This is a genomic window from Pseudomonas sp. UV AK001 (genome assembly GCF_046097675.1).
Classification (GTDB): domain Bacteria; phylum Pseudomonadota; class Gammaproteobacteria; order Pseudomonadales; family Pseudomonadaceae; genus Aquipseudomonas; species Aquipseudomonas kribbensis.
Map to the genome: position 1 here is coordinate 1,655,174 of NZ_JBJUVZ010000001.1, position 24,758 is coordinate 1,679,931.

Sequence of the window (24,758 nt, forward strand, 5' to 3'; positions counted from 1 at the left end):
GTTCTAAAAGCGGTCTACGCTCCATCCACTACCTCCTCTGGAGTCTCCGTGATGATCCGCGCCTTGCTGACCGCCTCCTTGCTGGTGGCCCTGAGTGCTCCGGCACATGCTGACGTAAAACCGTTCCCCGCTGACTTCCGCACGCAAGACGTTGCCGTGGACGGCGCGAAAATCCACACGCGCATCGGCGGCAAAGGCCCAGCCGTGGTGCTGTTGCATGGTTTTGGTGATACCGGGGACATGTGGGTGCCACTCGCCACCGATCTGGCGAAGGATCACACCGTGGTAATCCCTGATCTGCGCGGCATGGGGTTGTCGTCGATACCCGACGGTGGCTATGACAAGAAGACCCAGGCGGGAGACATCCGCGCCGTACTCGCCTCGCTGGGCATCGAACATTCGGTCGTCATCGGTCACGACATCGGCACCATGGTCGCCTTCGCCTATGCCTCGCGGTATCCGCAAAAGACCGACCGCCTGGTAGTGATGGATGCGCCCGTTCCGGGCATTGCGCCGTGGAATGACATCGTGCGTTCGCCGATGCTCTGGCACTTCGATTTTGGAGGCGTGGACATGGAGCGGCTGGTCGCCGGCCGTGAGCGCATTTATCTGGACCGGTTCTGGAACGAGTTCGCCGGCGACCCGAAAAAAGTCGACGAAGCCACCCGCCAGCACTACGCCAAACTCTACGCCCGCCCCGGCGCGATGCACGCAGCCTTCGCCCAGTTCCGCGCCATTCGCCAGGACGCGGTGGACAACGAAGCGTCGTCAAAGAACAAACTGACGATGCCGGTCCTGGCCGTCGGTGGTGAGAAATCCTTCGGCAACAACGAAGCCATCGTAATGCGCAACGCCGCCGACAACGTCACCGAAGTGGTGATCGCCGGCGCGGGCCATTGGCTGATGGAAGAAGCGCCGGTGGAAACCACTCAGGCGATTCGCCGCTTTATGACCCGCTGATGTTAATAAAATGGGGACAATAAAATGGGGACAGATTAATGCAAAATGGGGACAGATTTATTTGTTGATAATAAATCTGTCCCCATTGATTCACTGCTGCTCGCCATACTCCGGCAACTCGATAGCATCCGCCTTCGGCGAAAGGATCTTCCCGAACAGGCGCTTGAACCCCGGCGCGCTGGCCAGCCTCAACACCGTGTGACCAAGGGCAATGCCAAGGCGCGAATGCGGCGAGGCCAGTCTGGGGGCGAAGCCGGGCACGTTTTGCGCCTGGGCGACGAAGGGCCGCATCCGTTTTTCATAGGCCGCGAACGCCAGGGTATGGTCGGCATGACGCCCCAGTTCACCGGCCAGCACATAGGCGCCGCACAGCCCCAGGCTGGTGCCCATGCCGCTGATGGGCGATGCGCAATAAGCTGCGTCCCCAACCAACGCGATGCGTCCCTTGGACCAGCGGGACATTTTGACCTGCCCCACTGCGTCCAGATAAAGATCGGTGGCATCCTCCAACGCAGCCAGTACGCGGGGCGTTTCCCAACCGGCGTCGGCAAATATTTGCCTGAGCAAGGACTTCTGTTCGTCCTGCGCGAGTTTTTCGTATCCACACGGCGCCTGCTGAAAAGACAAAAACGCGCGGGTGGTGCCCAGATTGTCCGGCCGCAAGCAGACACAGCGACCACGCGGAAGGTTGTGCCAGCGCATGACCTGGCCATCGCTCGGCTGTCGAGGCACGGTGAAGTAAGCCGTGTACAGATTGAGAGGACGACGCTGGACCTCGTTGCCGAACACCCGGTTGCGGGTCGTCGAACCAATCCCTTCAGCCACGATCACCAGATCGTAAACCTGTTCGCTACCCTGCTCGAAACGCACATGAACCTGCTCGCCATCGTCTTCCATGGCTTCAACACTATCGCCGAAGCGGTACAGGACACGGTCCTGGCCGTGCTGGATCAGCAGTTTGGCGAGCTCACCCCGCAGGATCTCCAGTTCGGCAATCGGCCCCTCACCGTCGAACGCTTCGACCCCCAGAAACGCCTTGGTCCGATTGTTCCGGTCAACGAAGGCGATGCCTTGTTCCTGGGTCGTGTTCGCCCGAATCAAATCTTCCAGGCCCATGCGCCGGACGACCTCACGCCCGGCGCCCCGCACGTCAATCGTCTGTCCGCCATCGCGAAACGCAGGCGCCCTCTCCACCACCGTGACGTCCATACCCTGCCGGGACAACCAATACGCCAGCGCAGGCCCGGCGATGCTTGCGCCGGTCACCAATACTTTTTTGGGGTTCATCACTCGTCCCGGTTTTCAGACGTGACCACAGCGTTGCCTGGCAACGTGGTGCGGTAGACCTCGATCACTTGACCCAGGAAGGCTTCAACCACGGCGCGATCCTCGCCATCGAGGGCTCCGAGCACGGCGCTCAGGCTATTGAGCATCGGCGCGATATGCCGATAGGCCTGCGCCACCGATTCCGGAACCGGACACACCAGCACCCGGCGCTTGTCATTGAGCTGCCGCTCGCGGACCACATGCCCGGCGCGTTCCAGTCGATCGATGACCTGCGTGATACCGGCGGAGGTCACGGAAAGCCGCGCCGCGAGTTCGGTCGGCGGCAGAGGTCCATCCGCGATCAGATGCTCCAGCGCCGCGACATCGGTCTGATTGATGCCCAGAACCGCGCCCAGATGGCTGGCCGCCTTGCGCGTGAGGATGGCGATCTGCTGCAACTGCTGGCCGACGACATCACTGGCGATCTGCAGATTGCGGGGATCTTCGGACGGATCGGGCGGTGATGAAGGCGATGTCATGTGTAGGGTCAGTCCCGGCGGGTCGTGGTGAGGACGCGAAACTAACATATAGCTAACTTGCTTAGCTACATTTCTGGACTGAAGGCAAAAAAAGGGAACCGGTCCGTTTTTCGGAAAACAGACCGATCCCCTCTTTCACACTGACGCTACTGAACCTCAGGCGCGCTTCGGAAGCTTCCAGTTCGGGCGAATGAAGTGGCAGGTGTAGCCATTCGGAATGCGCTCCAGGTAATCCTGGTGCTCCGGTTCCGCTTCCCAGAACGGCCCGGCCGGCTCGATTTCGGTCACCACGCGTCCAGGCCACAGGCGTGAGGCGTCGACATCGGCAGCGGTGTCTTCGGCGACGTCGCGTTGCTGTTCGCTGAGGTAATAGATCGCCGAGCGATAGCTGGGACCGCGGTCATTGCCCTGACGGTTGGGCGTGGTCGGGTCATGTATCTGAAAGAAGAATTCGAGGATCTGCCGATAACTGATAACGGCAGGATCGAAGACGATTTCGATGGCCTCGGCGTGGTTGCCATGATTGCGGTAGGTGGCATTCGGCACATCGCCGCCGGTGTAACCGACGCGCGTCTTCAGGACACCGGGGTAGCGCCGCAGCAGGTCCTGCATGCCCCAGAAGCAGCCGCCGGCGAGGATGGCAGTTTCGGTTTGGCTGGTCATGGTCTGTCCTTCCCCTTGGGGATGTTGGAGGTAACCCTTGTTATGAGGGCACACAGGCCAATTCCAAGCCCCTCAAATGGGGACAGATTTATTTTAAAAATAAATCTGTCCCCATTAAAAAATCGATTCGATGAACGCCTCAAGCGTCTGCTCTTCCAGAATCTCGATAGAGAAATGCCCGAAGCGCTTGGGCAGCCAGATGATGCGTGTCCCGGACGGTGATTGCAGGTTTGCACGTTCCAGTGGCTGGCCGTTTTCGTCTTCTGGCTGCACACCGGCGATCACCAGTTCGTCGTAGGCTTTCTCGATGTCCGGTGTCGAATAGCAGTGACGATAGATCATTCCTTCCCCCGACGAATCCAGCAGTTCCTTGAGATTGCCCGCCAACGGTTGGACCAGCATGAAACGCTCCTGGCCGATCAGCGCAACCGCGTAGCGAACGTGCAGGCCACCCCGCTCCCAGATGAGGGTTCTGGAGATTCTGGCTTTCAGGATCTGCGCATAGTAGGCACAGGCCTCCTCGAGGTTATTGACCAGAACATCGACGTGACTGAACTTCAAATCCATTGCATGTCCCCCTGACTGACAGTCGCCCATTTAAAACAGAAAAGCGCCTGAAAATGGTGAAAATGGGGACAGATTTATTTAAAAAATAAATCTGTCCCCATTAAAAGGACTACTTCGGCATCAGCACCGTATCCACTACATGAATCACACCATTGGACTGCATCACGTCCGCAATGGTGATCGCTGCCTTTCCGCCTTTGGCATCCACCACCCACAATTTGCCGTCGTGCAGCATGACGGTCAGGGATTCGCCCTGAACGGTTTTGAGCAAGACTTTGCCGCCGTGCATTTTGGCGTCATTCATCAGCTGTTTTGCCGTGTGAGTGCCGGCAACCACGTGATAGGTGAGGATCGTGGTCAGGTCGGCCTTGTGCTCCGGTTTGACGAGCGTATCGACGGTGCCGGCGGGCAACTTGGCGAAGGCTTCATTGGTCGGCGCGAAGACAGTAAACGGACCCTTGCTGTTGAGGGTATCGACCAGCCCCGCCGCCTTGACCGCTGCAACGAGCGTGGTGTGGTCCTTCGAGTTGACGGCGTTTTCGACGATGGTCTTGTTCGGGTACATGGCCGCACCGCCGACCATCACGGTATCGGCGGCAAAGCTCGATCCCGTGCCAAGGCAGAGCAATGTGAAGCAGGCGATGGCGATGCGTTTGATGAGCGAGTGCATGGTGTGTCTCCTGAATTCTTCGACCCTTCGAATGAGGGTGATGAACTTACGGAGCAGCCGCGCAAATGGATGCATCAGGGTGCAAGTATTTTCAAAAGGGGACAGATTTATTTTAAAAATAAATCTGTCCCCATTAAAAAATCCCGGTGGCCGCCGATTCCACTTCATTGATCCGGATGGCTATGAACTGGCCGTCTGGACAAGCCAGGAACCGACTCACACGTAACAGAGCCAGCGACCGCCCCACCACCCGACAACAAAAAAGCACCCGAAGGTGCTTTTTTTGTCGCTACTGTCAGCGTTACGAAGTCTTCACGCTGGCCCGGGCCGCGTGCAGTTTCTTGTAGCTGTCGATCAGTCGCAGATGGCGGTCGAGGCCTTCGAGCTTCATGCTGGTCGGCGTCAAGCCATAGAAGCGTACGCTGCCGTCCACCGAGCCGATCGCCGCGTCCATCCGTTCGTTGCCGAACATGCGGCGGAAGTTGGTTTCGTAGTCGGCCAGCTCCAGATCCTCGTCCAGCTGCATCTCCAGCACCCCGTTGACGGCCTGATAGAACAGACCCCGCTCGACGGTGTTGTCGTTGTACTGCAGGAACATCTCCACCGCTTCCTTAGCCTCCTCGATTTGTCCCAGGGCGAGCCAGATCAGCAGTTTCAGTTCCAGGATGGTCAGCTGACCCCACACGGTGTTGTCATCGAACTCGATGCCGATCAGCGAGGTGATGTCGGTGTAGTCGTCCAGTTCGCTTTCCACCAGACGCTCGACCAGCGACTGGAGTTCTTCTTCGTTCAAGCGATGCAGGTTGAGGATGTCTTCGCGGAAGAACAGCGCCTTGTTGGTGTTGTCCCAGATCAGGTCGTCCACCGGGTAGATTTCCGAGTAATCCGGCACCAGGATGCGGCAAGCGGTGGCACCGATGTGCTCGTAGACCGCCATGTACACTTCCTTGCCCATGCCCTTGAGGATGCCGAACAGGGTTTCGGCTTCTTCGACGTTGGAGTTTTCACCTTCGCCGGTGAAGTCCCACTCCACAAATTCGTATTCCGCCTGGGCGCTGAAGAAGCGCCACGACACCACGCCGCTGGAGTCGATGAAATGCTCGACGAAGTTGTTCGGTTCGGTGACCGCCTGAGCTTCGAACGTTGGTTGCGGCAGATCGTTCAGGCCTTCAAAGCTGCGACCCTGCAGCAGTTCGGTCAGGCTGCGCTCCAGCGCCACCTCGAAGCTCGGGTGTGCGCCGAACGAGGCGAACACGCCGCCGGTACGCGGGTTCATCAGCGTGACGCACATCACAGGGAATTCGCCCCCCAGCGACGCATCCTTCACCAGCACCGGGAAGCCCTGGGCTTCCAGGCCTTGAATGCCGGCCATGATCGCCGGGTACTTGGCCAACACTTCCTGCGGCACGTCCGGCAGGGCGAATTCGCCTTCGATGATTTCGCGCTTCACTGCACGCTCGAAGATTTCCGACAGGCACTGCACCTGGGCTTCGGCCAAGGTGTTGCCGGCGCTCATACCGTTGCTCAGGTACAGGTTTTCGATCAGGTTCGACGGGAAGTACACCACCTCGCCGTCCGACTGGCGCACGAACGGCAGCGAAACGATGCCGCGCTCTTCATTGCCGGAGTTGGTGTCGATCAGGTGCGAACCGCGCAGTTCGCCGTCGCGGTTGTAGATCTTCAGGCAGTACGGGTCGAGGATTTCGCTCGGCAGCTCGTCATTGCTACCCGGCTTGAACCAGCGCTCGTCCGGGTAGTGCACGAATGGCGCATCGGCCAGGTCCAGGCCCCAGAACTGATCGTTGTAGAAGAAGTTGCAGTTCAGACGCTCGATGAACTCGCCCAGAGCCGACGCCAGCGCGCCTTCCTTGGTCGAGCCCTTGCCGTTGGTGAAGCACATCGGCGAGTGCGCGTCGCGAATGTGCAGCGACCACACGTTCGGCACGATGTTGCGCCACGAGGCGATTTCGATCTTCATGCCGAGGTCGGCGAGGATGCCCGACATGTTGGCGATAGTCTGCTCCAGCGGCAGGTCCTTGCCCGGAATGTAAGTGCTCGCGCTGGAGTTCGCGCCCGGCATCAGCAGTGCCTGGGCGTCGGCGTCGAGGTTTTCCACTTCTTCAATGACGAACTCGGGGCCGGCCTGCACCACTTTTTTCACGGTGCAACGGTCGATGGAACGCAGGATGCCCTGACGGTCCTTGTCGGAGATGTCTGCCGGCAGCTCGACCTGAATCTTGAAGATCTGGTTGTAGCGGTTCTCCGGGTCAACAATGTTGTTCTGCGACAGGCGGATGTTATCGGTCGGGATATTGCGGGTTTCGCAATACAGCTTCACGAAGTACGCCGCACACAGCGCCGACGAAGCCAGGAAGTAGTCGAACGGACCCGGTGCCGAACCATCGCCCTTGTAGCGGATCGGTTGGTCGGCCACCACCGTGAAGTCGTCGAACTTGGCTTCAAGTCGAAGGTTGTCGAGAAAGTTGACCTTGATTTCCATGGGGGACTACCAGAATAGCGAGCTGAACAGAATGGCCGCCATTATCCGGTTTTTGAGCGGGAAGTCTTGTGCTTTGGCGTTTTGGCCGCCGACCGGGGTACCGGTCAGGTCGAGGCGTTGCATTGCTCCATCTCGGCGACGATGGCGTCGATCACGCAGCGGGCGGTCGGTGACAGGCTTCTGTTGGGCAGGCTGACGACACCGATTTCGGAGTGCAGTCCGGGCCGGTCCATGACCTGCAATTCGATCAGGTTGCCGCTGCGCAGGTCTTCAGCCACGGCGCCGTGAATCACGCCGAGGATGGTATCGGTCGAGCAGGCCACCGTCCTGAGCAGCGCCACATCGTCGCACTCCAGTGCCAGCGGCAAGGCCTGGCGAGCGGAAATGCCCAGGGTATGCGCAGTCTCTTCCTTCACCACGGCCGGCAGGCGTGTCGTGGCGATGCCGTACTTTTCCAGGTCTCTCATCGTCACCGCGCGTCCGGACAACGGGTGTTGTGGCCGGACGAAGAACCCCGCCGAGGCCTGACCCAACGAGCGGATCAACAGGTCGCTGTCGGCCGAAAAATTGCGGATGTCCGCGACGAAGAATTCGATCGCCTCATCCCGCAACCGTGCTTCGAGAATCTGCCAGTTGTTGATCTCTACCCGCAGGGTGACTTGCGGATATTCCCGGCGCAACCGAGGCACCACCTGATGCATCAGCATCGCTGCCGGAAACGGCCCGACGCCGAACGCGAGGCTGCCGAGCCGGCCATCGCCGTAAAGCGCCAGGTCCCGTTCCAGCGAGCGTGCATCGAACAGCAGCCGTCGCGCCCGCTCGATCAGAAACTCCCCTGCCGGCGTCGGGCGTACATCGCCGCTGTCCCGGTCGAACAGGCGCTGTCCGGTTTCGCTTTCGAGTGCCTGGATGCTGCGGCTCAGCGCCGGCTGGCTGAGGTGCACGCGTTCGGCGGCGCGGCCGAAATGGCGTTCATCGGCAAGGGCCAGCAGGTGTGTCAGTCGTTTGAGGTCCATCTGGCCGATGCTAGCCACGCATTGTCTGGATGTAAACAATGCATTGGATACATCACGCCCGCCTCCCTACTCTCTGATGAATCGATCCTCGGAGAACAACAAGAATGAGACCGACCTTTCACACACTGATCGCCCTGACGCTGGTTTCCCTCGCCGGCTGTGACAAACCGCCCAGCGTTGCCAGCGGCGAAGCGACGTCCGCCACGGCGGCGGTGATAGAAGCCTCAATCAACGGCCTGGACCTCAACGACACGCGGGACATGGAAGACGCCCAGCGCGGTCTCATCGCCCGGCCGACCGGCCAGATCCTCGGCTCCGACGGCTCTGTGCTGATCGATTTCGATGCGTTCAGGTTCGTCGAAGGCAAGGCCCCCGCCACGGTCAATCCGAGCCTTTGGCGCCATGCGATGCTCAACGCCCAGATCGGTTTGTTCAAAGTCACCGACGGCATCTACCAGTTGCGCGGCTTCGACATCGCCAACATGACGCTGATCGAGGGCCAGACCGGATGGATCGTGGTCGATCCACTGACCTCGAAGGAAACCGCCGCCGCTGCCTTGGCATTCGCCCGCGCACAACTGGGCGACAAACCCGTGACCGCCATCATCTTCACCCATGACCACGCCGACCACTTCGGTGGTGTGCTGGGCATTACCTCGGTCGCGGAAGTGGCCGAACGCAAGATTCCCGTGGTGGCTCCTGTCGGTTTCATGGAGGAAGCCACCAGCGAAAACGTATTGGCCGGGCCTGCGATGTCGCGCCGTTCGATGTATCAGTTCGGCAAGAACCTGGCACCGGGCGCCACCGGCATGGTGGATACCGGGCTGGGCAAAAACGTCGCCTACGGCAGCATCGGCATTCTGCCGCCGACGCAGATCATCGATCAGCCGACGCAGGAGCTTGTGATCGACGGCGTGACCTTCGTGTTCCACAACATTCCCGGTGCTGAGGCCCCGGCCGAGCTGACTTTCTCCATCCCCGAACGCAAGGCCTACGGCGGTGCCGAGCTGCTGGCGCAGACCATGCACAATCTGCTGCCGATCCGTGGCGCCAAGGTCCGCGACGCATTGCTCTGGTCCGATTACGCCCAGGCTGCCCTTGATGAACTGGGCGACACCGAAGTCTATTTCGGCCAGCACAACTGGCCGGTCTGGGGCAATGAGCGCATCCGCGAATTCATCACCAAACACCGTGACGTCTACAAATACATGCACGACCAGACCGTGCGGTTGATGAATGCCGGCTACACGCCCGACGAGATCGCCGAGAAGATCCAGTTGCCCGACTCGCTGGCCTCGTACTTCGGCACCCGCGGCTATTACGGCGACGTGCGACACAACGTCAAGGCGATCTACCAGATGTACCTCGGCGCCTACGATGGCAACCCGGCGCATCTGAATCCGCTCCCTCCCAGGGAATCCGCCAAGCGCTACGTCGAGTTGATGGGCGGCAGCGCCAAAGTGCTCGAAGCCGCACGCGCGGCCTATGACAAAGGCGAATACCGCTGGGTCGCCGAGCTGCTGGATCAAGCCGTCCTCGACCAACCCGGCGACAAGGCCGCCAAGGAACTGCTGGCCCGAGCCTATGAACAGCTGGGCTATCAATCGGAATCGGCGACCTGGCGCAACAGCTACCTGACCGCCGCCCAGGAACTGCGCAACGGCCCGCCGGAAAAAGGCGTGCGCCGCTCGGATCTCATCGAGCTGATGAAGCAGACACCTACCGAACGCTTCCTCGAAGCCATGGCCGCCAGCCTCGACGGGCCGGCGGCGGACGGCAAAAACTGGACCTTCAACCTGCAACTGACCGATACGAAGGAATCATTCGTGCTGTGGATCGAGAACGCCGTGTTGCACTATCGCCGGGGCGCACCGGCCAGCAATGCCAACGCCACGCTGAGCGTCACCAAGGATCTTTTCGTGCAACTGCTGGGCGGCACGGCGGGATTCAAGGACGCGCTTACGTCCAAAGACCTGAAGGTCGATGGCAGCACGGTGGATCTGGTGAGATTCCTCGGATTGCTGGAAAAAGCCCCGGGCAACTTTGCAATCGTCGCTCAGGCGCGCGATTGATTCGTGCAGGGTCGTTCGGATGTAATGCCTGAAGAGGTCAAACCCTCAGCAAGTCCGGCTAGGTATCTGTACGCCGCTTTCGACGATTCTAGGGCCGACCGTTACTCCAGGAGCTTCACTCCGTGCCAGACGCACCGACGCAAACAGCCTACGCGAAGCGCTTCACCGTCGTACTCGCCTACATCGACGCCAATCTTGAGGGCGATCTGTCGGTGAAAACGCTGAGCCAGGTGGCGAACTTTTCCGAGTTCCACTTTCACCGCCAGTTTACGGGATACGTCGGCGTGCCCGTCTCGCGCTATGTGCAGTTGATGCGCCTGCGCCGTGCCGCGCACCGTTTGAGCACCCTGCCCGACCATTCGGTGATGGAAGCCACGCTCGACGCGGGGTTCGAAAGTCCCGAAGCGTTTTCCAGGGCATTCAAGCGAGCCTTCGGCACTTCGCCGGGGGCATTTCGCAAGGCTCCGGACTGGAGCGTCTGGCACACGGTCTTCGCCATACCTCACTTTTCAAGGAGCATTACCATGCAGGTACAAATCGTCGACTTCGCCGGAGTCCAGGTCGCTGCACTCGATCACCGTGGGCCACCAGGCCTTGTCAATCAAAGCGTGCAACGCTTCATCCAGTGGCGCCAGCAAAGCGGGCAGTCGCCGGTGGCGTCGAGCCGCACCTTCGGGATTCCTTACGGCAATCCCGACACGACGCCGCCGGAGGACTTTCATTTCGCGATCTGCGGCGAAATCCGTGAAGCGGTGGCACCGAATGAATTCAGCGTCCGCGAGCTGAGCATTCCTGCCGGCCGTTGCGCGGTGGTGCGTCACTCAGGTTCAACCGATCACATCGGCGAAACCATCTACCCGGTCTACCGCGACTGGCTGCCCGCCAGCGGCGAAGAGTTGCGCGATCACCCGCTGTTCTTCGAGTACTTGAGCATCAGTCCCGAGACCCCGCAGGAACAGTGGCAAACGGATATTTACGTGCCGCTGCGCTGACAATCGCCTGCCCCTCAGGCTCAGCTAAGTTTCACTGGATACCTTCTCTCCTGCGCACATTCAGCGCTGCTCAGGAGAGGCCATCCACCCATGAAACCCGCCATAGCCGACTGGCTCAACAAAGTGCCCGAAGTGACGCTGTCCTTCTGGGTGATCAAGATCCTGTCCACGACCGTGGGTGAAACCGGTGCCGACTTTCTGGCCGTCGACGCCGGTTTCGGCGCCGGCCCGACCAGCCTCGGCATGGCCGCGCTGCTGGCCATCGCGCTGTTCACCCAGTTGCGTACCAAAGCCTACACCCCGTGGATCTACTGGCTGACCGTGGTGCTGGTGAGCATCGTCGGCACGCAGATCACCGACATCCTGACCGACATGCTGGACGTCAGCCTCTACACCAGCACGGCGGTGTTCTCTGTGTTGCTGGTGGTGAATTTCCTGATCTGGTACCGGACCGAACGCAGCCTGTCGATCCGCGAAATCGTCACCCCGCGCCGGGAGCTGTTCTATTGGGCCACGGTGCTCTGCACCTTTGCCCTCGGCACCGCCGCCGGCGACCTGGCCACTGAAGCGCTGGGCCTGGGCTTCACCGTCGGCGCAGTGATTTTCGGCGCGCTGATCGCGGCCACCCTGATCGCCTGGCGTCTGGGTGCCAACACCGTGCTGACGTTCTGGATCGCCTACATCCTGACCCGCCCCTTCGGCGCCTCCCTCGGCGACCTGCTGACCCAGGCCAAGACCTACGGCGGCCTCGGCATGGGCGCGACCTGGACCAGCGCGATCTTCCTCTGCGTCATCGTCCTGCTGGTCACCGTCGCGCAGATCAGCGTCGGCAATCGCAAAGCCATCACTCAGTAAACCTTCAGACTTTCATCAAGGAATCATCATGCGCCAGATTCAAGACATCATTCGTCACGTTGCCATCGTCTCGTCCATTTGCCTGCTGAGCATTGCTGCCGGCTGCTCGAAACCGGCAGACAAGCCTGCTGCAAACGCCGCTGCAGGCGCAGTCAGCACACAAGGCCAGGCCGCCTCCAAACTGGGTGATCTGTCCGAGTTCCGCAACATCGCGGCCGACGTAGCTGCCCTCGTCGATAAAAATGATCTGCCCGGTGCCAAGGCCCGGATCAAGGATCTGGAAACCGCCTGGGACTCGGCCGAGGCCGGGATCAAACCCCGTGCCGCCGGCGACTGGCACATGCTGGACAAGGCCATCGACCGCTCGCTCGATACCTTGCGCGCCAGCGCCCCGCAGCAGAAGGACTGCAAGGCGCGGATGGATGAGTTGCTCAAGGCCTTTGACTCGCTGAAGGGCAACGCCTGATCCGGGGCCGGACAAACCCTTGCACAGATGCTTCAATACAAGCGCGACGGCCCTGCCCGTCGCGCTATTTTTTTGGAGAGCGGGTCATGCGGATATTACTGGTGGAAGACGATCCGATGATCGGCGACGCCATCCAGGGCGCGCTGAACGACGCCAGCTACGCCACCGACTGGGTGAAAAACGGCCTCACCGCACTGGCCACCCTGGACACCCAGCACTACGACCTGGTGCTGCTGGACCTCGGCCTGCCCGGCAAGGACGGACTGGACGTGCTCGACAGCATTCGCGCTCGCAACAACCCGGTACCGTTGCTGATCATCACCGCCCGGGACGGTCTCGACGATCGCCTGCGCGGTCTCGATGGCGGCGCCGACGATTACTTGCTCAAACCTTTCGACATGGCCGAATTGCTGGCGCGGATGCGCGCGGTGCTGCGGCGCAAGGGCGGGACAGCGTTGTCCTTGCTCGACAACGGCGTGGTGTCCCTCGATCTGGTCTCCAAGCAAGCCACGACCGCCGACAACCCGGACGTGCAATTGTCCAGCCGCGAATTCGCCCTGTTGCAGGCTCTGTTGATCCGGCCCGGCGCAATCCTTTCGCGCAGTGAACTGGAAGACCGGCTCTATGGCTGGGGCAATGAAGTGGAAAGCAACGCGGTGGAGTTTCTGATTCACGCCCTGCGCCGCAAACTCGGCAGTCACGTCATCAAGAACGTCAGGGGAATGGGATGGATGGTTTCAAAAGGCGCCTGAGGGATTCGGTGCAACTGCGGCTGTCGGTCACCCTGTCGCTGGCGATTCTGGTCGTTGCACTGCTGGCCGCTGCGTTTGCGTTTGTCTCGGCGTTGGACGAAGCCCACGAAATGCAGGATGAAACCCTGCGTCAAGTGGCGGCCCTGTACGACCGCCAGCAAATGACCCTGCACTACCCCGCCGCTCAGGCCGTGGACGACGACAACGAAGAGTCCCGGGTCATCGTGCAATACCTGGCCGACGGCAGCCAAGCGGTCGGCAACGACGACGCCCTGCTGCCACTGCCATTCCCCACGACCCTGTCCGATGGCCTGTCGACCTTGAAGGTGACCGGTGAAGACTTTCGCGTGCTGGTCAGAACCACCGCCCGTGGCGAGCGCATCGTTGTCGCCCAGGAAACCGGCGTGCGCGACAAGGAGGCCCGCGAAAGCGCCTGGCGCAGCCTGTTGCCGTTTCTGATCCTGTTTCCGGTGCTGTTGCTGGTGGTGGGCGATCTGGTGCGCAAGATGTTCCGCCCCATCGCCACGCTCTCGGCCGACATTGATCAGCGTGACGAACAGGCCCTGCACCCGGTGGACGAAAGCCATGTGCCAAGCGAGATCCGGCCGTTTGTGGTGGCCATCAACCGCCTGCTCGGCCGCGTCGCCCAGTCCGTGGACAACCAGAGGCGTTTTGTCGCCGATGCTGCCCATGAACTGCGCTCGCCGATGACCGCCCTGTCCCTGCAGGCCGAACGACTGGCCGCCACGGAAATGCCGGCCGCCGCCCGCGAACGCCTGTTGCCGCTGTCCCGAGGCATAGAACGCAGCCGGAACCTGATCGATCAGTTGCTGAGCCTGGCTGCCGCGCAGTCCAGCTCAAATACAGCGCCGAGCCGCGTTTCAGTCCTGCACATTTACCGACGGATTCTGGAAGACCTGCTGCCGCTGGCGGACCGCAAGAATATCGATATCGGCGTCGAGAGCAGCGAGGACGTGCAGGTCAGCATCAACGAAACCGACCTGCTGATCCTGATCCGCAACCTGGTGGACAACGCCATCCGCTACACCCCTCCCGGCGGACGCATCGACCTCTCGGTCAAGCGGGAGCAAGCGGCGGTCGTCCTGCAAGTCAGCGACACCGGTCCCGGGATTGCCGTGGAAGAACAGGCGCGCGTCTTCGACCCGTTCTACCGCAGCCTGGGCACCGATGAGTCGGGCTCGGGGCTGGGGCTGTCCATCGTCAAGGCGATTGCCGATCGAACGGGGCTCAAGGTTGATCTGGGGTTTACCGACGTCATCGAGCGCAGCGGTCTGTGTGTCACCGTCAGCATCGGGCAGCCCTGAGCCGTTTCCCGTCCTTACATTTCGACTTGCGTCCCCAGCTCGATCACCCGGTTCAGCGGCAACTTGAAGTACTTCAGGTTGCTGTTGGCATTCTTGAGCAGGAACGCGAACAGGTACTCCCGCCACTTGGCCATGCCGATGCGTTTGGTCGGGATGACCGTTTCACGACTGAGGAAGTATGTGGTGCGCATCGGGCTGAAATCCAGTTCGGCCAAGTGACAAAGGCTCAGCGCCATTGGCACATCCGGTTCCTCGGTAAAACCGAAATGCAGGTTGACCCGGAAGAAGCCGTCGCCATAGGACTCGACTTCAAAGCGGCGATCCACCGGCACTCGCGGACTGTCTTCGGACACCGCGGTCAACAGCACCACCTGCTCATGCAGCACCTGGTTATGCAGCAGGTTGTGCAGCAGCGCGTGGGGAACCGCGTCGGCCCGGGCCGTCAGGAACACCGCCGTGCCCTGCACGCGATGAGGTGGCTGCGCACGGATGCTGCTGATGAACAACGGCAGCGGCAACGCGGTTTCATCCAGTCGCTCGACGATGATCTTGCGTCCGCGCTTCCAGGTGGTCATCAGAATGAACAGGCCGATGCCGGCGATCACCGGGAACGCACCGCCCTGCAGGATCTTAGGTGCGTTGGCGGCGAAGTACAGGCTGTCCACCAACAGAAAACCGAACAGCATCGGGATCGCCAGCCAGCGCGGCGTCTTCCACAGCAACAACACCACGGCGGCGGACAGCAGCGTGGTGATCAACATGGTGCCCGTCACCGCCACGCCATACGCGGCAGCCAGGGCGCTGGAGGATTCGAAACCGATCACCAGCAGCACCACGCCGACCATCAATGCCCAGTTGACCGTGCCGATGTAGATCTGGCCCTGCTCCTGGCTCGAGGTGTGCTGGATGAACATGCGCGGGACGTAGCCCAGCTGGATGGCCTGGCGCGTCAGGGAGAACGCACCGGAAATCACCGCTTGCGAAGCGATGATCGTCGCCAGCGTCGACAGCGCCACCATCGGCAGCAGCGCCCATTCCGGGGCCAGCAGATAGAACGGGTTGCGCACCGCTTCCGGGTTGCCGAGGATCAACGCGCCCTGGCCAAAGTAATTCAGGACTAGGCCGGGCAGGACCAGCATGAACCAGGCACGGGCAATCGGTTTGCGACCGAAATGGCCCATATCGGCGTACAACGCTTCCGCACCGGTCAACGACAGGACGACCGCGCCCAGAATCGCCACGCCCATGCCCGGATGGGCCGTAAAGAAGCGCACCGCCCAGACCGGGTTCAGCGCCTGCAACACCTCGGGGCGCTGCACAATGCCGTAGACCCCGAGCGCGCCCAACACCACGAACCACAGCACCATGACCGGGCCGAACAGGATGCCGATCCGCGCCGTGCCGTGTTTCTGGATCAAAAACAGCGCCACCAGCACCAGCACAGACAGCGGCACCACCCAGTGTTCGATGCCGTCGAACGCCAGCTCCAGCCCTTCCACCGCCGAGAGCACCGAGATCGCCGGGGTGATCATGCTGTCGCCGTAAAACAGCGCCGCACCGAACAGACCGAGCAACACCAGCACCTTGCTCAAGTGCGGGTAAGGCGCCGACGCACGACGGGCCAACGCCGTCAGCGCCATGATGCCGCCCTCACCCTGGTTGTTGGCCCGCAGGATGAACAACACGTACTTGATCGAGACCACCCAGATCAGTGACCAGAAAACCAACGACAGAATGCCCAGCACACCGTCGTGATTGAGCTGCACGCCGTAGTGGCCGGAAAACACTTCTTTGAGGGTGTAGAGGGGGCTGGTGCCGATATCCCCGTAAACCACACCGACAGCGGCCACCAGCATGGCTGCGCCCGAGGTTTTGGTTGGGGAATTTTCGTTGGTTTTACTCAAGGGTCGCGGCTCTCGAACGGCGGGAAGTAGTGGCATGCCATCCTTGGGCAATACGCGGACCGTGGCCTTCAGGAATACAAGGCTCAGGGGCGGTCAAAAAAACGCGGCCAGTATCAATGCGAACCCAATACTCCACCGTAAAGAATGCGTAAAAAATCGACCTGATCCGAGCTGTCGCACAGGTTTTTAAAGTCGGCCGATTGTTATGGCTGATGGCATAATCGCCGGCAGTTCATAATAGGGGCGCATCAATGTCCGTTGAAAGCTACGACCTGCTCGCGATCTTTTCGGCGGTGGCGCAAGAGCGCAGCTTCACCCGTGCGGCGGCGAAACTGGGCATGTCGCAACCGGCCCTGAGCCGGGCGATGCGTCAACTGGAGGAACGCTTGGGCGTGCGCTTGCTCGCGCGCACCACCCGCAGTGTTTCCCCGACCCAGGCCGGCGAGCACCTGTTGCGTGTGATTGCGCCGCGGTTCGAGGAGATCGATCACGAACTGGCCTTGCTCAGCGAGTTTCGCGACAAGCCCGCTGGCAAACTGCGCATCACCGCTGGCGAGCATTCGGCGATTACGATTCTGCAACCCGCCCTCGCCCGGCTGATGCCCGACAACCCCGACCTGAATATCGAGATCATCGTCGACTACGGCCTGACCGACATCGTCGCCGAAGGCTTCGACGCCGGCGTGCGGCTGGGCGAACAGGTAGCCAAGGACATGATCGCCATGCGCATCGGGCCGGACATGCGCATGGCGGTAGTCGGCTCCCCGGCCTACTTCGCCCGCCACCGCAAACCGCTGATTCCACCCGACCTCATGGAACACAACTGCATCACCCTGCGCATGCCGACCCACGGCAGCCTGCTGCTCTGGGAATTCGAGAAGAACGGGCAAACCCTGAATGTGCGAGTCGAAGGGCAACTGGTGTTCAACAACATTGCCATGCGCCTGCAGTCCGTGCTCCAGGGGCTGGGGCTGGCCTACATGCCGGAAGACCTAGTGCAGGAGCATGTCGCGCAGGGCCGCTTGATCCGGGTGCTCGCCGACTGGTGCGAGCCGTTTTCCGGCTATCACCTCTACTACCCCAGCCGGCGCCAGAGTTCACCCGCCTTCACTTTGCTGCGCGATGCGTTGCGCTATGGCGGCTGACGCGGCTCAGGGTTGGGCCAGGTGTTTTTCCAGTGCTTCGCTCGCGCGCGCCGCCGCTTCGACTTCTCCGTGACGAGTCAGCACCTGCGTCAACTGACGCATTTGCGCAGCACTCAAGCCCACCCGCAGGCTGGCCGCGACATGCGAACGCAACTGCGATTCGGCGCCGGGCGTAGCCGCCAGGGCTGAAACCGTGGCCAGTTCGCGGCTTTGCCAGTCCAGGTTGTCGCGTTCGAAGATGTCGCCGAACAGATGCGCCTGCAGGAACTGGTTGATGACCGGCGCGAAGTCGAACAACGGGCCCTGAACCGGCGCCCCGGCGATACGGGTCTGATTGGCCTTGCCCACTGCCAGCAAGGCGTCGCCTGTCGCCACGGCGTGACCGGGTTCGCGCCCCGGCTCATCGTGAATGCCCCGTTGCTTGCGTGCCTCGACCACTTTCATCAATTCGCCCAGCGCATTGAGGCTGCGGGGAAACCCGGCGTAGGCATACAACTGCACCAGGATTTCCTTTGCCTCGCTGACGGTCAGCCCGGCATCCAGCCCTTCGTTCAAAGCGCTGTTGAGACGCGGCATGTTGCTGCTGGCCATGGCCGCACCAATCGGCACGATCGCCTGCTGTCTTGCGGACAGAACGTCGGAGACAGCGGCCTCTACGGGTGCTGCCGGCGGCACTGGCCGGTCTTCGGCGACTTTCTCCAGCCACTCCACATTCTTGCCGTTCACCGAGCCGGTCACCGCCAGATGGGTCATGGTGCTGTTGGGCGCGGCGCCGTGCCAATGCTTGACGCCCGGCGGGCAGACGATCACATCGCCGGGGTGAATCTCCTGCACAGGCTTGCCCCATTCCTGGGTCTGCCCGACACCGGAAATCACCACCAGCCGCTGCCCCGCCGGATGCGTGTGCCAGGCTGACCGGGCGCCCGACTCGAACGTCACGTAAGCGCCGGACGCGTTGATTTCGCCCGTGTCGTTGAACAGCGGATCGACGCGCACCCGACCGGAGAAATAATCTTCAGGCCCCACGAATGAAGCCTGGGAACCCGCACGACGGATCTGCTGCGCGCTCGACGGCTCACTGCCGCCGCCCGCGACTTCGGCAGCGCTGGCAAAAGGGGTGGCTGCGCACATGGCGAGGCCCAACAAGGTTTTGTTCATGGCGATGGCTTCCTTCGAATCAGAGAGTTCGGGCGTAGAACGCCGTCAGCTGTTGCATGGCGACGTCCACGTAGGCCGGCACCCAATAGGTTTCGATGTGCGTGGCGCCGTCGATCTTGAACAGCGTCTTGTCCTGAGTGCCGGTGGCCTTGGCGAAGGCTTGCTCCGACATGTACAGGCTGTCGGCCTTGCTGCCGGCGATCATCAGCAACGGTTTGTCGATCAGCTCGATCTGGTCCGTCGCATCGAAACTCATCAGGTTCAGCAGGCTGCTGAGGGTGTAACGGAAAGTCGAGTTGGGATGCGCGTGGGTCTTGCCGTAATACTCGAAGCCCTGGCGGTACAGGTCGAACGGCAATTTGGCGATCTGCTCGTCGGTCAGTTTGGCATCGCCGATGTATTGGATTTCCCCGCCGGCAGCTTCCTGGGCACGGGCGGCCGAGGCTTGCTGCAAGCGCTGCTGGATGGTGTCGAGTTGCGAATCCTGATACCCGTTGCGGCGCACCAGCCCGGAATTGAACATGCTCACCGTGGCAATCGAGCGGAAGCGCTTGTCGGTCTGCGCAGCCTTCAACGAATAGCCGCCACCGCCGCAGATGCCGAGCAAGCCGAGATGGGCAGTGTCGACGCCCGGGTAGCTGGCGATGAAGTCGGCCATGCCGTGAATGTCTTCGACGCGGTTGGCCGGTTTGTCGATGTTGCGTGGCTCGCCACCACTTGCGCCCTGATACGCCGCGTCCGCCGTGATCGTGATGTAGCCCTGATCGGCCAGACGCTGAGCGTAAAGACCGGCAACCTGCTCTTTCACCCCGCCATTGGGGTGCGCGACGACAACGGCGGGATAGTGCCGGGCAGGATCGTAGTTCGCGGGGGTGTAGACGTTGGCGGAAATGGCCAGGCCATTGAGCGTGTAGGTCACCGGGTGAATGTTGACCTTGCCCGGTTCGTTACGGGTGATCGCGCCACCGTAGGTCAAGGTGAACGGATTCTGCCGGTAATCCGCCGCCTCGACTTCAGCGCCCGACATTCCGATCATCTCGGCCAGCACGCCGGCCTTCATCGTGGTTCGCATCGTTTGCCCCCTCGTTTCCATCAATACGGTATGGAGATGCAAACTACCCTTCGACGATTGATGGATAAACGGCACTAATTGGATAGCACTGATATCAGAATCACATAAGTCCGACGTTCGACTTCCTGACCATGCACTCGCGACGCTGGCCCGCAGTCGAGCGGGCCAACGCCGATCCTCTCAACTTGCCCTCTGCCCTACCCACCGATGCCGATAGGCAAGCCCGGCCTGCAAGCCGAACGCGAGCAGCACCGTCGCCGGTGCAGAAAAACTGCCGGGAACACCGCCCGTCCACATCAGCAACAACCCCAGTGCCGTGGCAGCGAACCACGCCATCAGGCCGACCGGGTTGAACGCCGGGCTGCGTTCAAGTGCACCTTCGTCATTGCTGCCATAGACAATCTGCGCCAATGCCACACCGACCCAGGCGACCACAAAAATGCCCTGATACGCCAATGCCTTGAGCAAGTAGGAAAACACGTCGGCGAGCATCAAGCCGTACACGATCACCCCGACCACCACTGCCCACAGCAGGTACGAACCGCGTATGCCGAAACGACCGAAGAATGCCTGCATGTTGAGGGTCGCCAGATAGTAGTTGGCGGTGTTGATCCGGGTTTGCGTGGCCCAGACGAACAGCAGGCCCCACAGCCCCATCAACTGCAGAATTGCCATCACCACAGAGACTTCGTTCAGCGCACCTTCATGGGGAATGCTGCTGACCAGATAGATGCCTGCCGCGCCGTTGAGCAGAAACGTCACGGCATAAAACGGCATGCCGAAGTTCCAGCGCCCATGATACTGAGCGTCCTGCGGCTTGCCGAAACGGGCGTAGTCGAAGGTGAACAGCATCAGGATCCAGACGCCCATGTAGGCCACAAAGCAGTCCCACCAGCCGAAGGTCGCAGGGGTTGCCGGGCCGAAGTCGAGCCATTGCGGCTGGTAACCATAACGGCTGATCGACAGCCCGACCGCCACCAGCAAACCGCCCAGGTACACCGGCAACAACACGCCGTTGAGCTTGTCCAGCCAGTGCTGCACGCTACCCAGAATCATCGGCACGCTGTACAGAACCACCAGCAGGGCAGCCAGTGGATAGACCAGTTCCGGGTACAGGTGATTGAGCGCCACGGCGATCACCGATCCTTCGAACACGGCGTAGTAAATCGCCGTCGAAAAGAAAATCAGCGTGGCCAGGCATGCCCCGGTCCGGCCGAACAACACGCTTGAAAACAACGCGACCGACCAGCCGCTGCGCATGGCGAAACGGCTGAGAACGCTGTTGACCAGTCCATAACTGATCACCGACAGCACCATCCCGATCAGCGCATTGCGTGCGCCGAAAGACAAGGCCAGCGAAGCGCCGACCACGATGTAGAACATGGCGCTGCACACGGCCCACCAGGCCATGGTCAGAGACAGTCGGCCCATGCGGGCTTCGGCGGGAACAGGATGATGGGCCGGATCCTGCCCGGTTTGACTCGATTGCGATAAAGCAGCCATATGCGTGTACTCCAGAACCAGTCAAAGGTTGAAGCGCGGGCAGCCTTCACCGCACCGAGGTGCGGCGTTGGCCTGGCGTGTGGCAGGGCCCGCGCGGTGCGGCGGGCAGAGTCAGGAAGGGAAAAGCTTGCTCAGGCAGCTGAGTTTTTTCTTGTAGGAGCGCCGTGCGTCCAGGGCCTCGTCGAGGCTGACCGCTACAAAGCGAGCCTTCTGGTTGGGCTGCATCTGGCCGATCAGATCCAGGTCGGCACTGATGACGGTGCCGATCATGGCGTAACCGCCACCCGATACGGCATCGCGATGCAGCACGATGGGTTCGAGGCCGGCAGGTACCTGAATCGAGCCGATCGGGTAGCAGCTGTCAACGATGTTCGACGGATCGGAGCCGGCACCAAAGGGTTGCTCTCTCGGCTGGAAATCCAGCGCGCTGCCGCCCTTGAAGCGATAGCCGATGCGGTCCGCTTCCGATCCGACGGTCCACGGCTCGGCGAAAAAGCTCTTCGCTGCCGCGTCGCTCAGGCGATCGTAATAAAGCCCCGGCACCACACGCAGAGTGATCTCCCCGCCCAGTGACTGGCGCAGCGCCATGGGCAGACTGGCCCCGGCACGCCCCTTGTCGCTGGCGTTGCCCACCGGCAATTCATCTCCGGCGATCAGGCGGCGTCCGGCAAAACCGCCCAACGCCCCGAGCGCATAAGTCGACCGACTGCCCAACACCAGCGGTACATCGATTCCGCCTGCCACCGCCAGATAAGCCCGGGCACCGGCCTTGGGAAAATCGAAACGCAGAACCTGGCCGGCCTTCACCGCGAACGCGGTGGCGTGATGCATTTCCACACCATCGAGTCGAGGTGCCATGTGCGCGCCGCACACCGCGACCAGTGCGTCTTGCTGAAACGCCAGCTCAGGGCCCAGCAACGTACACTCCAGTGCGGCGCAATCCGCCGCGTTGCCGACCAGATGATTGGCCGCTCTCAGCGCATATTGATCGAGCGCGCCGGACGGCGGGATGCCGAGGTGGTAGTAACCTTCGCGGCCCAGATCCTGAACCGACGTGGCGAGACCGGGTTTGAGTACCTTGATCATGCCAGCACCTCCTGCAGCGACACGGGATAACCGACCGGGTCGGCGAGAAACGCATCCAGTGAAAACTCCACCGGCCGGATCCGTAAATCGAAATGCCCGGCCTCCACCTCTGCAACGGCCTGGTCATACGCTGCACGATCCATTGGCTTGAACTGCACGATGTCACCCGGACGGAAAAACACCATGTGGTCTTTCAGGTACGCCAGCGATTGCTGCGGGTCGTAAATGGGCGCCGGTGTGACACCGAACATCTGATAGCCCCCGGCGCCACGCACCGAGTAGATACAACCGAAGCAACCACCGTGACCCAGTGTCAGTTTCGGCGTGTCGGTACGTGGACGCAGGTACTTGGGCACCTGCAACTGACGTTCGCGCTCGACCATCTGGAACATGAAGGGCAAACCGGCGACGAACCCCACCATCGAGACAAACCATGGCGCCCCGCTATGAGCCGCAATGAACGCATCGACGTCCGCCAGGCCATTGATGCGCGCGGCGTATTCCAGATCCGTGGCGCTCGGGTCCTGGTGCCGGTCGCGAAAACGCATCAGCGTTTCGTGGGTCCATGGATCGTTGTACAGCACCGGAATCTCAATGATCCGGGTCTGCAATGTGCGCTCGGCAACGGCTTCTGCCTCGGCGCCCTGCACCGCCTCGAGCAAGGCCTGCGGCGCAATGCGATCCGGATCGAAGCGGATCTGGAAGGATGCGTTGGCCAGGCACACATCGAGTACGCCATCGAGTTTCAACCGCTCCACGGCGCGGGTGACCGCCATGCCCTTGAAAAACGCCTCGAGGGACATGCTTTCACTGACTTCGGCAAACAGATGCTCATCGGCACCAAAGCTGTAGCGGATCGGACGACTCATGCTTCACCTCCGCTGCGGCGTGCGGACAGCCAGTTTTCCAGCGTCCCGGTATGAAAGTCGGCGGTTTGCAACCACGGTTGTTGCAGCAGTTCAGCGTGCAGCGACAAGGTGCTGGCCATGCCGGTCAGCAGGGTTTGCGCCACTGCTGTCCGGGCACGCGCCAGGGCTGTGGAGCGATCCGGCCCATGCACAATGAGCTTGGCCAACAGCGAGTCATAGTACGGTGGCACCCGATAACCTTCATACAGGTGGGTGTCCACACGAACGCCTTCGCCTTGCGGCCAGACCAACGATTCGACCAGACCGGGGCTGGGGAAAAAGTCCCGGGCCGGGTCTTCGGCGTTCAAGCGCATTTGCAGGGCCGCGCCATTCAGACGGATGTCACTCTGTTTCAGGCCCAGTGGTTCGCCACCGGCAATTCGCAGCATCGCCTGTACCAGATCGATGCCGGTGACCCGTTCGGTGACCGGGTGCTCCACCTGGATTCGGGTGTTCATCTCGATAAAGAAAAACTCGCCGGTGACGTCGTCATACAGGTACTCCAGCGTGCCCGCTCCCTTGTAGCCGAGGGATTCAGTCAAGCGTACGGCGCTGGCGCAGAGTGCCTCCCGCTGCTGCGCGTCGAGTACGGGCGACGGTGCTTCTTCAAAGATTTTCTGACGCCGGCGCTGTAGCGAACACTCGCGCTCGAACAGGTGCACGGCGTTTTTCCCGTCGCCCAGAACCTGTACTTCGATGTGCCGGGCCTTGCCGATAAAGCGCTCCAGATATACCGCACCATTACCGAAAGCGGCCTGTGCCTCGCGCTGCGAACGGGGAAACTCTTCACTCAATTGCGCGGCACTTTCTGCCAGACGAATACCCCGCCCGCCGCCACCGGCCGAGGCTTTGATCAGCAACGGGTAACCGACCGATTCCGCCGCCCGAAGCGCCGACTCGACATCAAACAGCTCGCCCGGCGAACCCGGCACGACTGGAACACCTGCCGCCTGGGCGGTACGCCGCGCTTCGGCCTTGTCACCCATGCGCCGGATCGTGTCCGGGTCCGGCCCGACGAAAATCGCGCCGCTGGCAATCACGGCTTCGGCAAACCCGGCGTTCTCGGACAGAAAACCATATCCAGGGTGAACCGCATTGGCGCACGTCGCTTGCAGGGCACCCAGCAACGCCTCGATGTTCAGGTAGCTTTTATCGGCACGGGCCGGCCCCAGAAGATGCACTTCATCGGCCAGGCGTGCGGCCTGAGAGTCGATATCGGCCTCGCTGCACGCGGCAACGGTGGGAATGCCCAGGGCCTTGGCCGCACGGATGATGCGCACGGCGATTTCGCCACGGTTGGCGACCAGCAATTTACGAATAGGTTGAGTCATGTTCACGC

General features: G+C 61.4%; 22 protein-coding genes and 1 pseudogene. 9 read left to right on the plus strand and 14 right to left on the minus strand.

From position 1 onward, the window contains the following. Positions 1 to 51: 51 nt before the first annotated feature. A complete protein-coding gene (locus ACKLNA_RS07560) occupies positions 52 to 960 on the plus strand; it encodes an alpha/beta hydrolase (RefSeq protein WP_408985460.1) in 909 nt (302 codons plus the stop codon). A gap of 90 nt (positions 961 to 1,050) precedes the next feature. On the opposite strand, the gene ACKLNA_RS07565 is transcribed toward ACKLNA_RS07560, so the two are convergent. The 5 genes from ACKLNA_RS07565 to ACKLNA_RS07585 all read right to left on the minus strand — a co-directional run bounded on the left by ACKLNA_RS07565 (position 1,051) and on the right by ACKLNA_RS07585 (position 4,665). After that, positions 1,051 to 2,247, minus strand: coding sequence for an FAD-dependent monooxygenase (locus ACKLNA_RS07565; protein ID WP_408985461.1), 1,197 nt, complete (start codon positions 2,245 to 2,247; stop codon positions 1,051 to 1,053). After that, positions 2,247 to 2,813, minus strand: a complete 567-nt coding sequence (locus ACKLNA_RS07570) for a MarR family winged helix-turn-helix transcriptional regulator (protein WP_408985462.1) — start codon at positions 2,811 to 2,813, stop codon at positions 2,247 to 2,249. The genes ACKLNA_RS07565 and ACKLNA_RS07570 overlap by 1 nt, the downstream gene beginning before the upstream one ends. A gap of 108 nt (positions 2,814 to 2,921) precedes the next feature. Next, positions 2,922 to 3,428 (minus strand): peptide-methionine (S)-S-oxide reductase MsrA, encoded by a 507-nt coding sequence (msrA, locus tag ACKLNA_RS07575; protein WP_119429189.1) that lies wholly within the window; start codon positions 3,426 to 3,428, stop codon positions 2,922 to 2,924. A gap of 114 nt (positions 3,429 to 3,542) precedes the next feature. Continuing rightward, positions 3,543 to 3,995, minus strand: coding sequence for a VOC family protein (locus ACKLNA_RS07580; RefSeq protein WP_408985463.1), 453 nt, complete (start codon positions 3,993 to 3,995; stop codon positions 3,543 to 3,545). Positions 3,996 to 4,104: 109 nt separating this feature from the next. Beyond that, entirely contained in the window at positions 4,105 to 4,665 is a 561-nt protein-coding gene (locus tag ACKLNA_RS07585; protein ID WP_408985464.1) for a fasciclin domain-containing protein, read from the minus strand. Between the two features lie 139 nt (positions 4,666 to 4,804). Between ACKLNA_RS07585 and ACKLNA_RS07590 the strand changes: the two are divergent. Beyond that, positions 4,805 to 4,891 (plus strand): annotated as a pseudogene (locus tag ACKLNA_RS07590) (VOC family protein); the annotation flags it as partial. A 75-nt stretch (positions 4,892 to 4,966) separates the two neighbouring features. Here ACKLNA_RS07590 and ACKLNA_RS07595 read toward each other — a convergent pair. After that, positions 4,967 to 7,165 (minus strand): OsmC domain/YcaO domain-containing protein, encoded by a 2,199-nt coding sequence (locus ACKLNA_RS07595; RefSeq protein WP_408985465.1) that lies wholly within the window; start codon positions 7,163 to 7,165, stop codon positions 4,967 to 4,969. 104 nt (positions 7,166 to 7,269) lie between these two features. Continuing rightward, a complete protein-coding gene (locus ACKLNA_RS07600) occupies positions 7,270 to 8,199 on the minus strand; it encodes a LysR family transcriptional regulator (RefSeq protein WP_408985466.1) in 930 nt (309 codons plus the stop codon). 86 nt (positions 8,200 to 8,285) lie between these two features. Here ACKLNA_RS07600 and ACKLNA_RS07605 point away from each other — a divergent pair, with 86 nt between their 5' ends. The 6 genes from ACKLNA_RS07605 to ACKLNA_RS07630 all read left to right on the plus strand — a co-directional run bounded on the left by ACKLNA_RS07605 (position 8,286) and on the right by ACKLNA_RS07630 (position 14,643). Next, a complete protein-coding gene (locus tag ACKLNA_RS07605; protein WP_408985467.1) occupies positions 8,286 to 10,253 on the plus strand; it encodes an alkyl/aryl-sulfatase in 1,968 nt (655 codons plus the stop codon). 122 nt (positions 10,254 to 10,375) lie between these two features. After that, positions 10,376 to 11,245, plus strand: a complete 870-nt coding sequence (locus tag ACKLNA_RS07610) for a GyrI-like domain-containing protein (protein WP_408985468.1) — start codon at positions 10,376 to 10,378, stop codon at positions 11,243 to 11,245. 90 nt (positions 11,246 to 11,335) lie between these two features. Continuing rightward, the gene (locus ACKLNA_RS07615; protein WP_085708503.1) at positions 11,336 to 12,100 is read left to right on the plus strand and encodes a hypothetical protein; all 765 of its coding nucleotides are present in this window, start codon (positions 11,336 to 11,338) and stop codon (positions 12,098 to 12,100) included. Between the two features lie 28 nt (positions 12,101 to 12,128). Beyond that, a complete protein-coding gene (locus tag ACKLNA_RS07620; protein WP_408985469.1) occupies positions 12,129 to 12,566 on the plus strand; it encodes a hypothetical protein in 438 nt (145 codons plus the stop codon). An 86-nt stretch (positions 12,567 to 12,652) separates the two neighbouring features. Continuing rightward, complete coding sequence (locus tag ACKLNA_RS07625) at positions 12,653 to 13,318, plus strand: response regulator (protein ID WP_114882371.1); 666 nt, start codon at positions 12,653 to 12,655, stop codon at positions 13,316 to 13,318. Then, a complete protein-coding gene (locus ACKLNA_RS07630; RefSeq protein ID WP_408985470.1) occupies positions 13,294 to 14,643 on the plus strand; it encodes an ATP-binding protein in 1,350 nt (449 codons plus the stop codon). The genes ACKLNA_RS07625 and ACKLNA_RS07630 overlap by 25 nt, the downstream gene beginning before the upstream one ends. A gap of 14 nt (positions 14,644 to 14,657) precedes the next feature. On the opposite strand, the gene ACKLNA_RS07635 is transcribed toward ACKLNA_RS07630, so the two are convergent. Continuing rightward, entirely contained in the window at positions 14,658 to 16,499 is a 1,842-nt protein-coding gene (locus ACKLNA_RS07635; protein ID WP_408985471.1) for a potassium transporter Kup, read from the minus strand. 299 nt (positions 16,500 to 16,798) lie between these two features. Between ACKLNA_RS07635 and ACKLNA_RS07640 the strand changes: the two genes are divergently transcribed. Beyond that, positions 16,799 to 17,692: a LysR family transcriptional regulator gene (locus tag ACKLNA_RS07640; RefSeq protein WP_408985472.1), complete on the plus strand. Its 894-nt coding sequence runs from the start codon at positions 16,799 to 16,801 to the stop codon at positions 17,690 to 17,692. Positions 17,693 to 17,698: 6 nt separating this feature from the next. Here the strand turns inward: ACKLNA_RS07640 and ACKLNA_RS07645 are convergent, their stop codons facing one another. The 6 genes from ACKLNA_RS07645 to ACKLNA_RS07670 all read right to left on the minus strand — a co-directional run bounded on the left by ACKLNA_RS07645 (position 17,699) and on the right by ACKLNA_RS07670 (position 24,750). Further along, positions 17,699 to 18,850 carry a cupin domain-containing carboxymuconolactone decarboxylase family protein gene (locus ACKLNA_RS07645; RefSeq protein ID WP_408985473.1) on the minus strand — a complete coding sequence of 384 codons (1,152 nt, stop codon included), beginning with the start codon at positions 18,848 to 18,850 and terminating at the stop codon, positions 17,699 to 17,701. Positions 18,851 to 18,869: 19 nt separating this feature from the next. Further along, positions 18,870 to 19,922 carry an alpha/beta hydrolase gene (locus tag ACKLNA_RS07650; protein WP_408985474.1) on the minus strand — a complete coding sequence of 351 codons (1,053 nt, stop codon included), beginning with the start codon at positions 19,920 to 19,922 and terminating at the stop codon, positions 18,870 to 18,872. Positions 19,923 to 20,102: 180 nt separating this feature from the next. Further along, a complete protein-coding gene (locus tag ACKLNA_RS07655; protein WP_408985475.1) occupies positions 20,103 to 21,425 on the minus strand; it encodes a purine-cytosine permease family protein in 1,323 nt (440 codons plus the stop codon). Between the two features lie 111 nt (positions 21,426 to 21,536). After that, positions 21,537 to 22,511 (minus strand): biotin-dependent carboxyltransferase family protein, encoded by a 975-nt coding sequence (locus tag ACKLNA_RS07660; protein ID WP_408985476.1) that lies wholly within the window; start codon positions 22,509 to 22,511, stop codon positions 21,537 to 21,539. Then, a complete protein-coding gene (locus tag ACKLNA_RS07665) occupies positions 22,508 to 23,380 on the minus strand; it encodes an allophanate hydrolase subunit 1 (RefSeq protein WP_134827184.1) in 873 nt (290 codons plus the stop codon). The genes ACKLNA_RS07660 and ACKLNA_RS07665 overlap by 4 nt, the downstream gene beginning before the upstream one ends. Beyond that, on the minus strand, positions 23,377 to 24,750 hold the full coding sequence (locus ACKLNA_RS07670; protein ID WP_408985477.1) for an acetyl-CoA carboxylase biotin carboxylase subunit: 1,374 nt from the start codon (positions 24,748 to 24,750) through the stop codon (positions 23,377 to 23,379). The genes ACKLNA_RS07665 and ACKLNA_RS07670 overlap by 4 nt, the downstream gene beginning before the upstream one ends. Between the last annotated feature and the right edge of the window lie 8 nt (positions 24,751 to 24,758).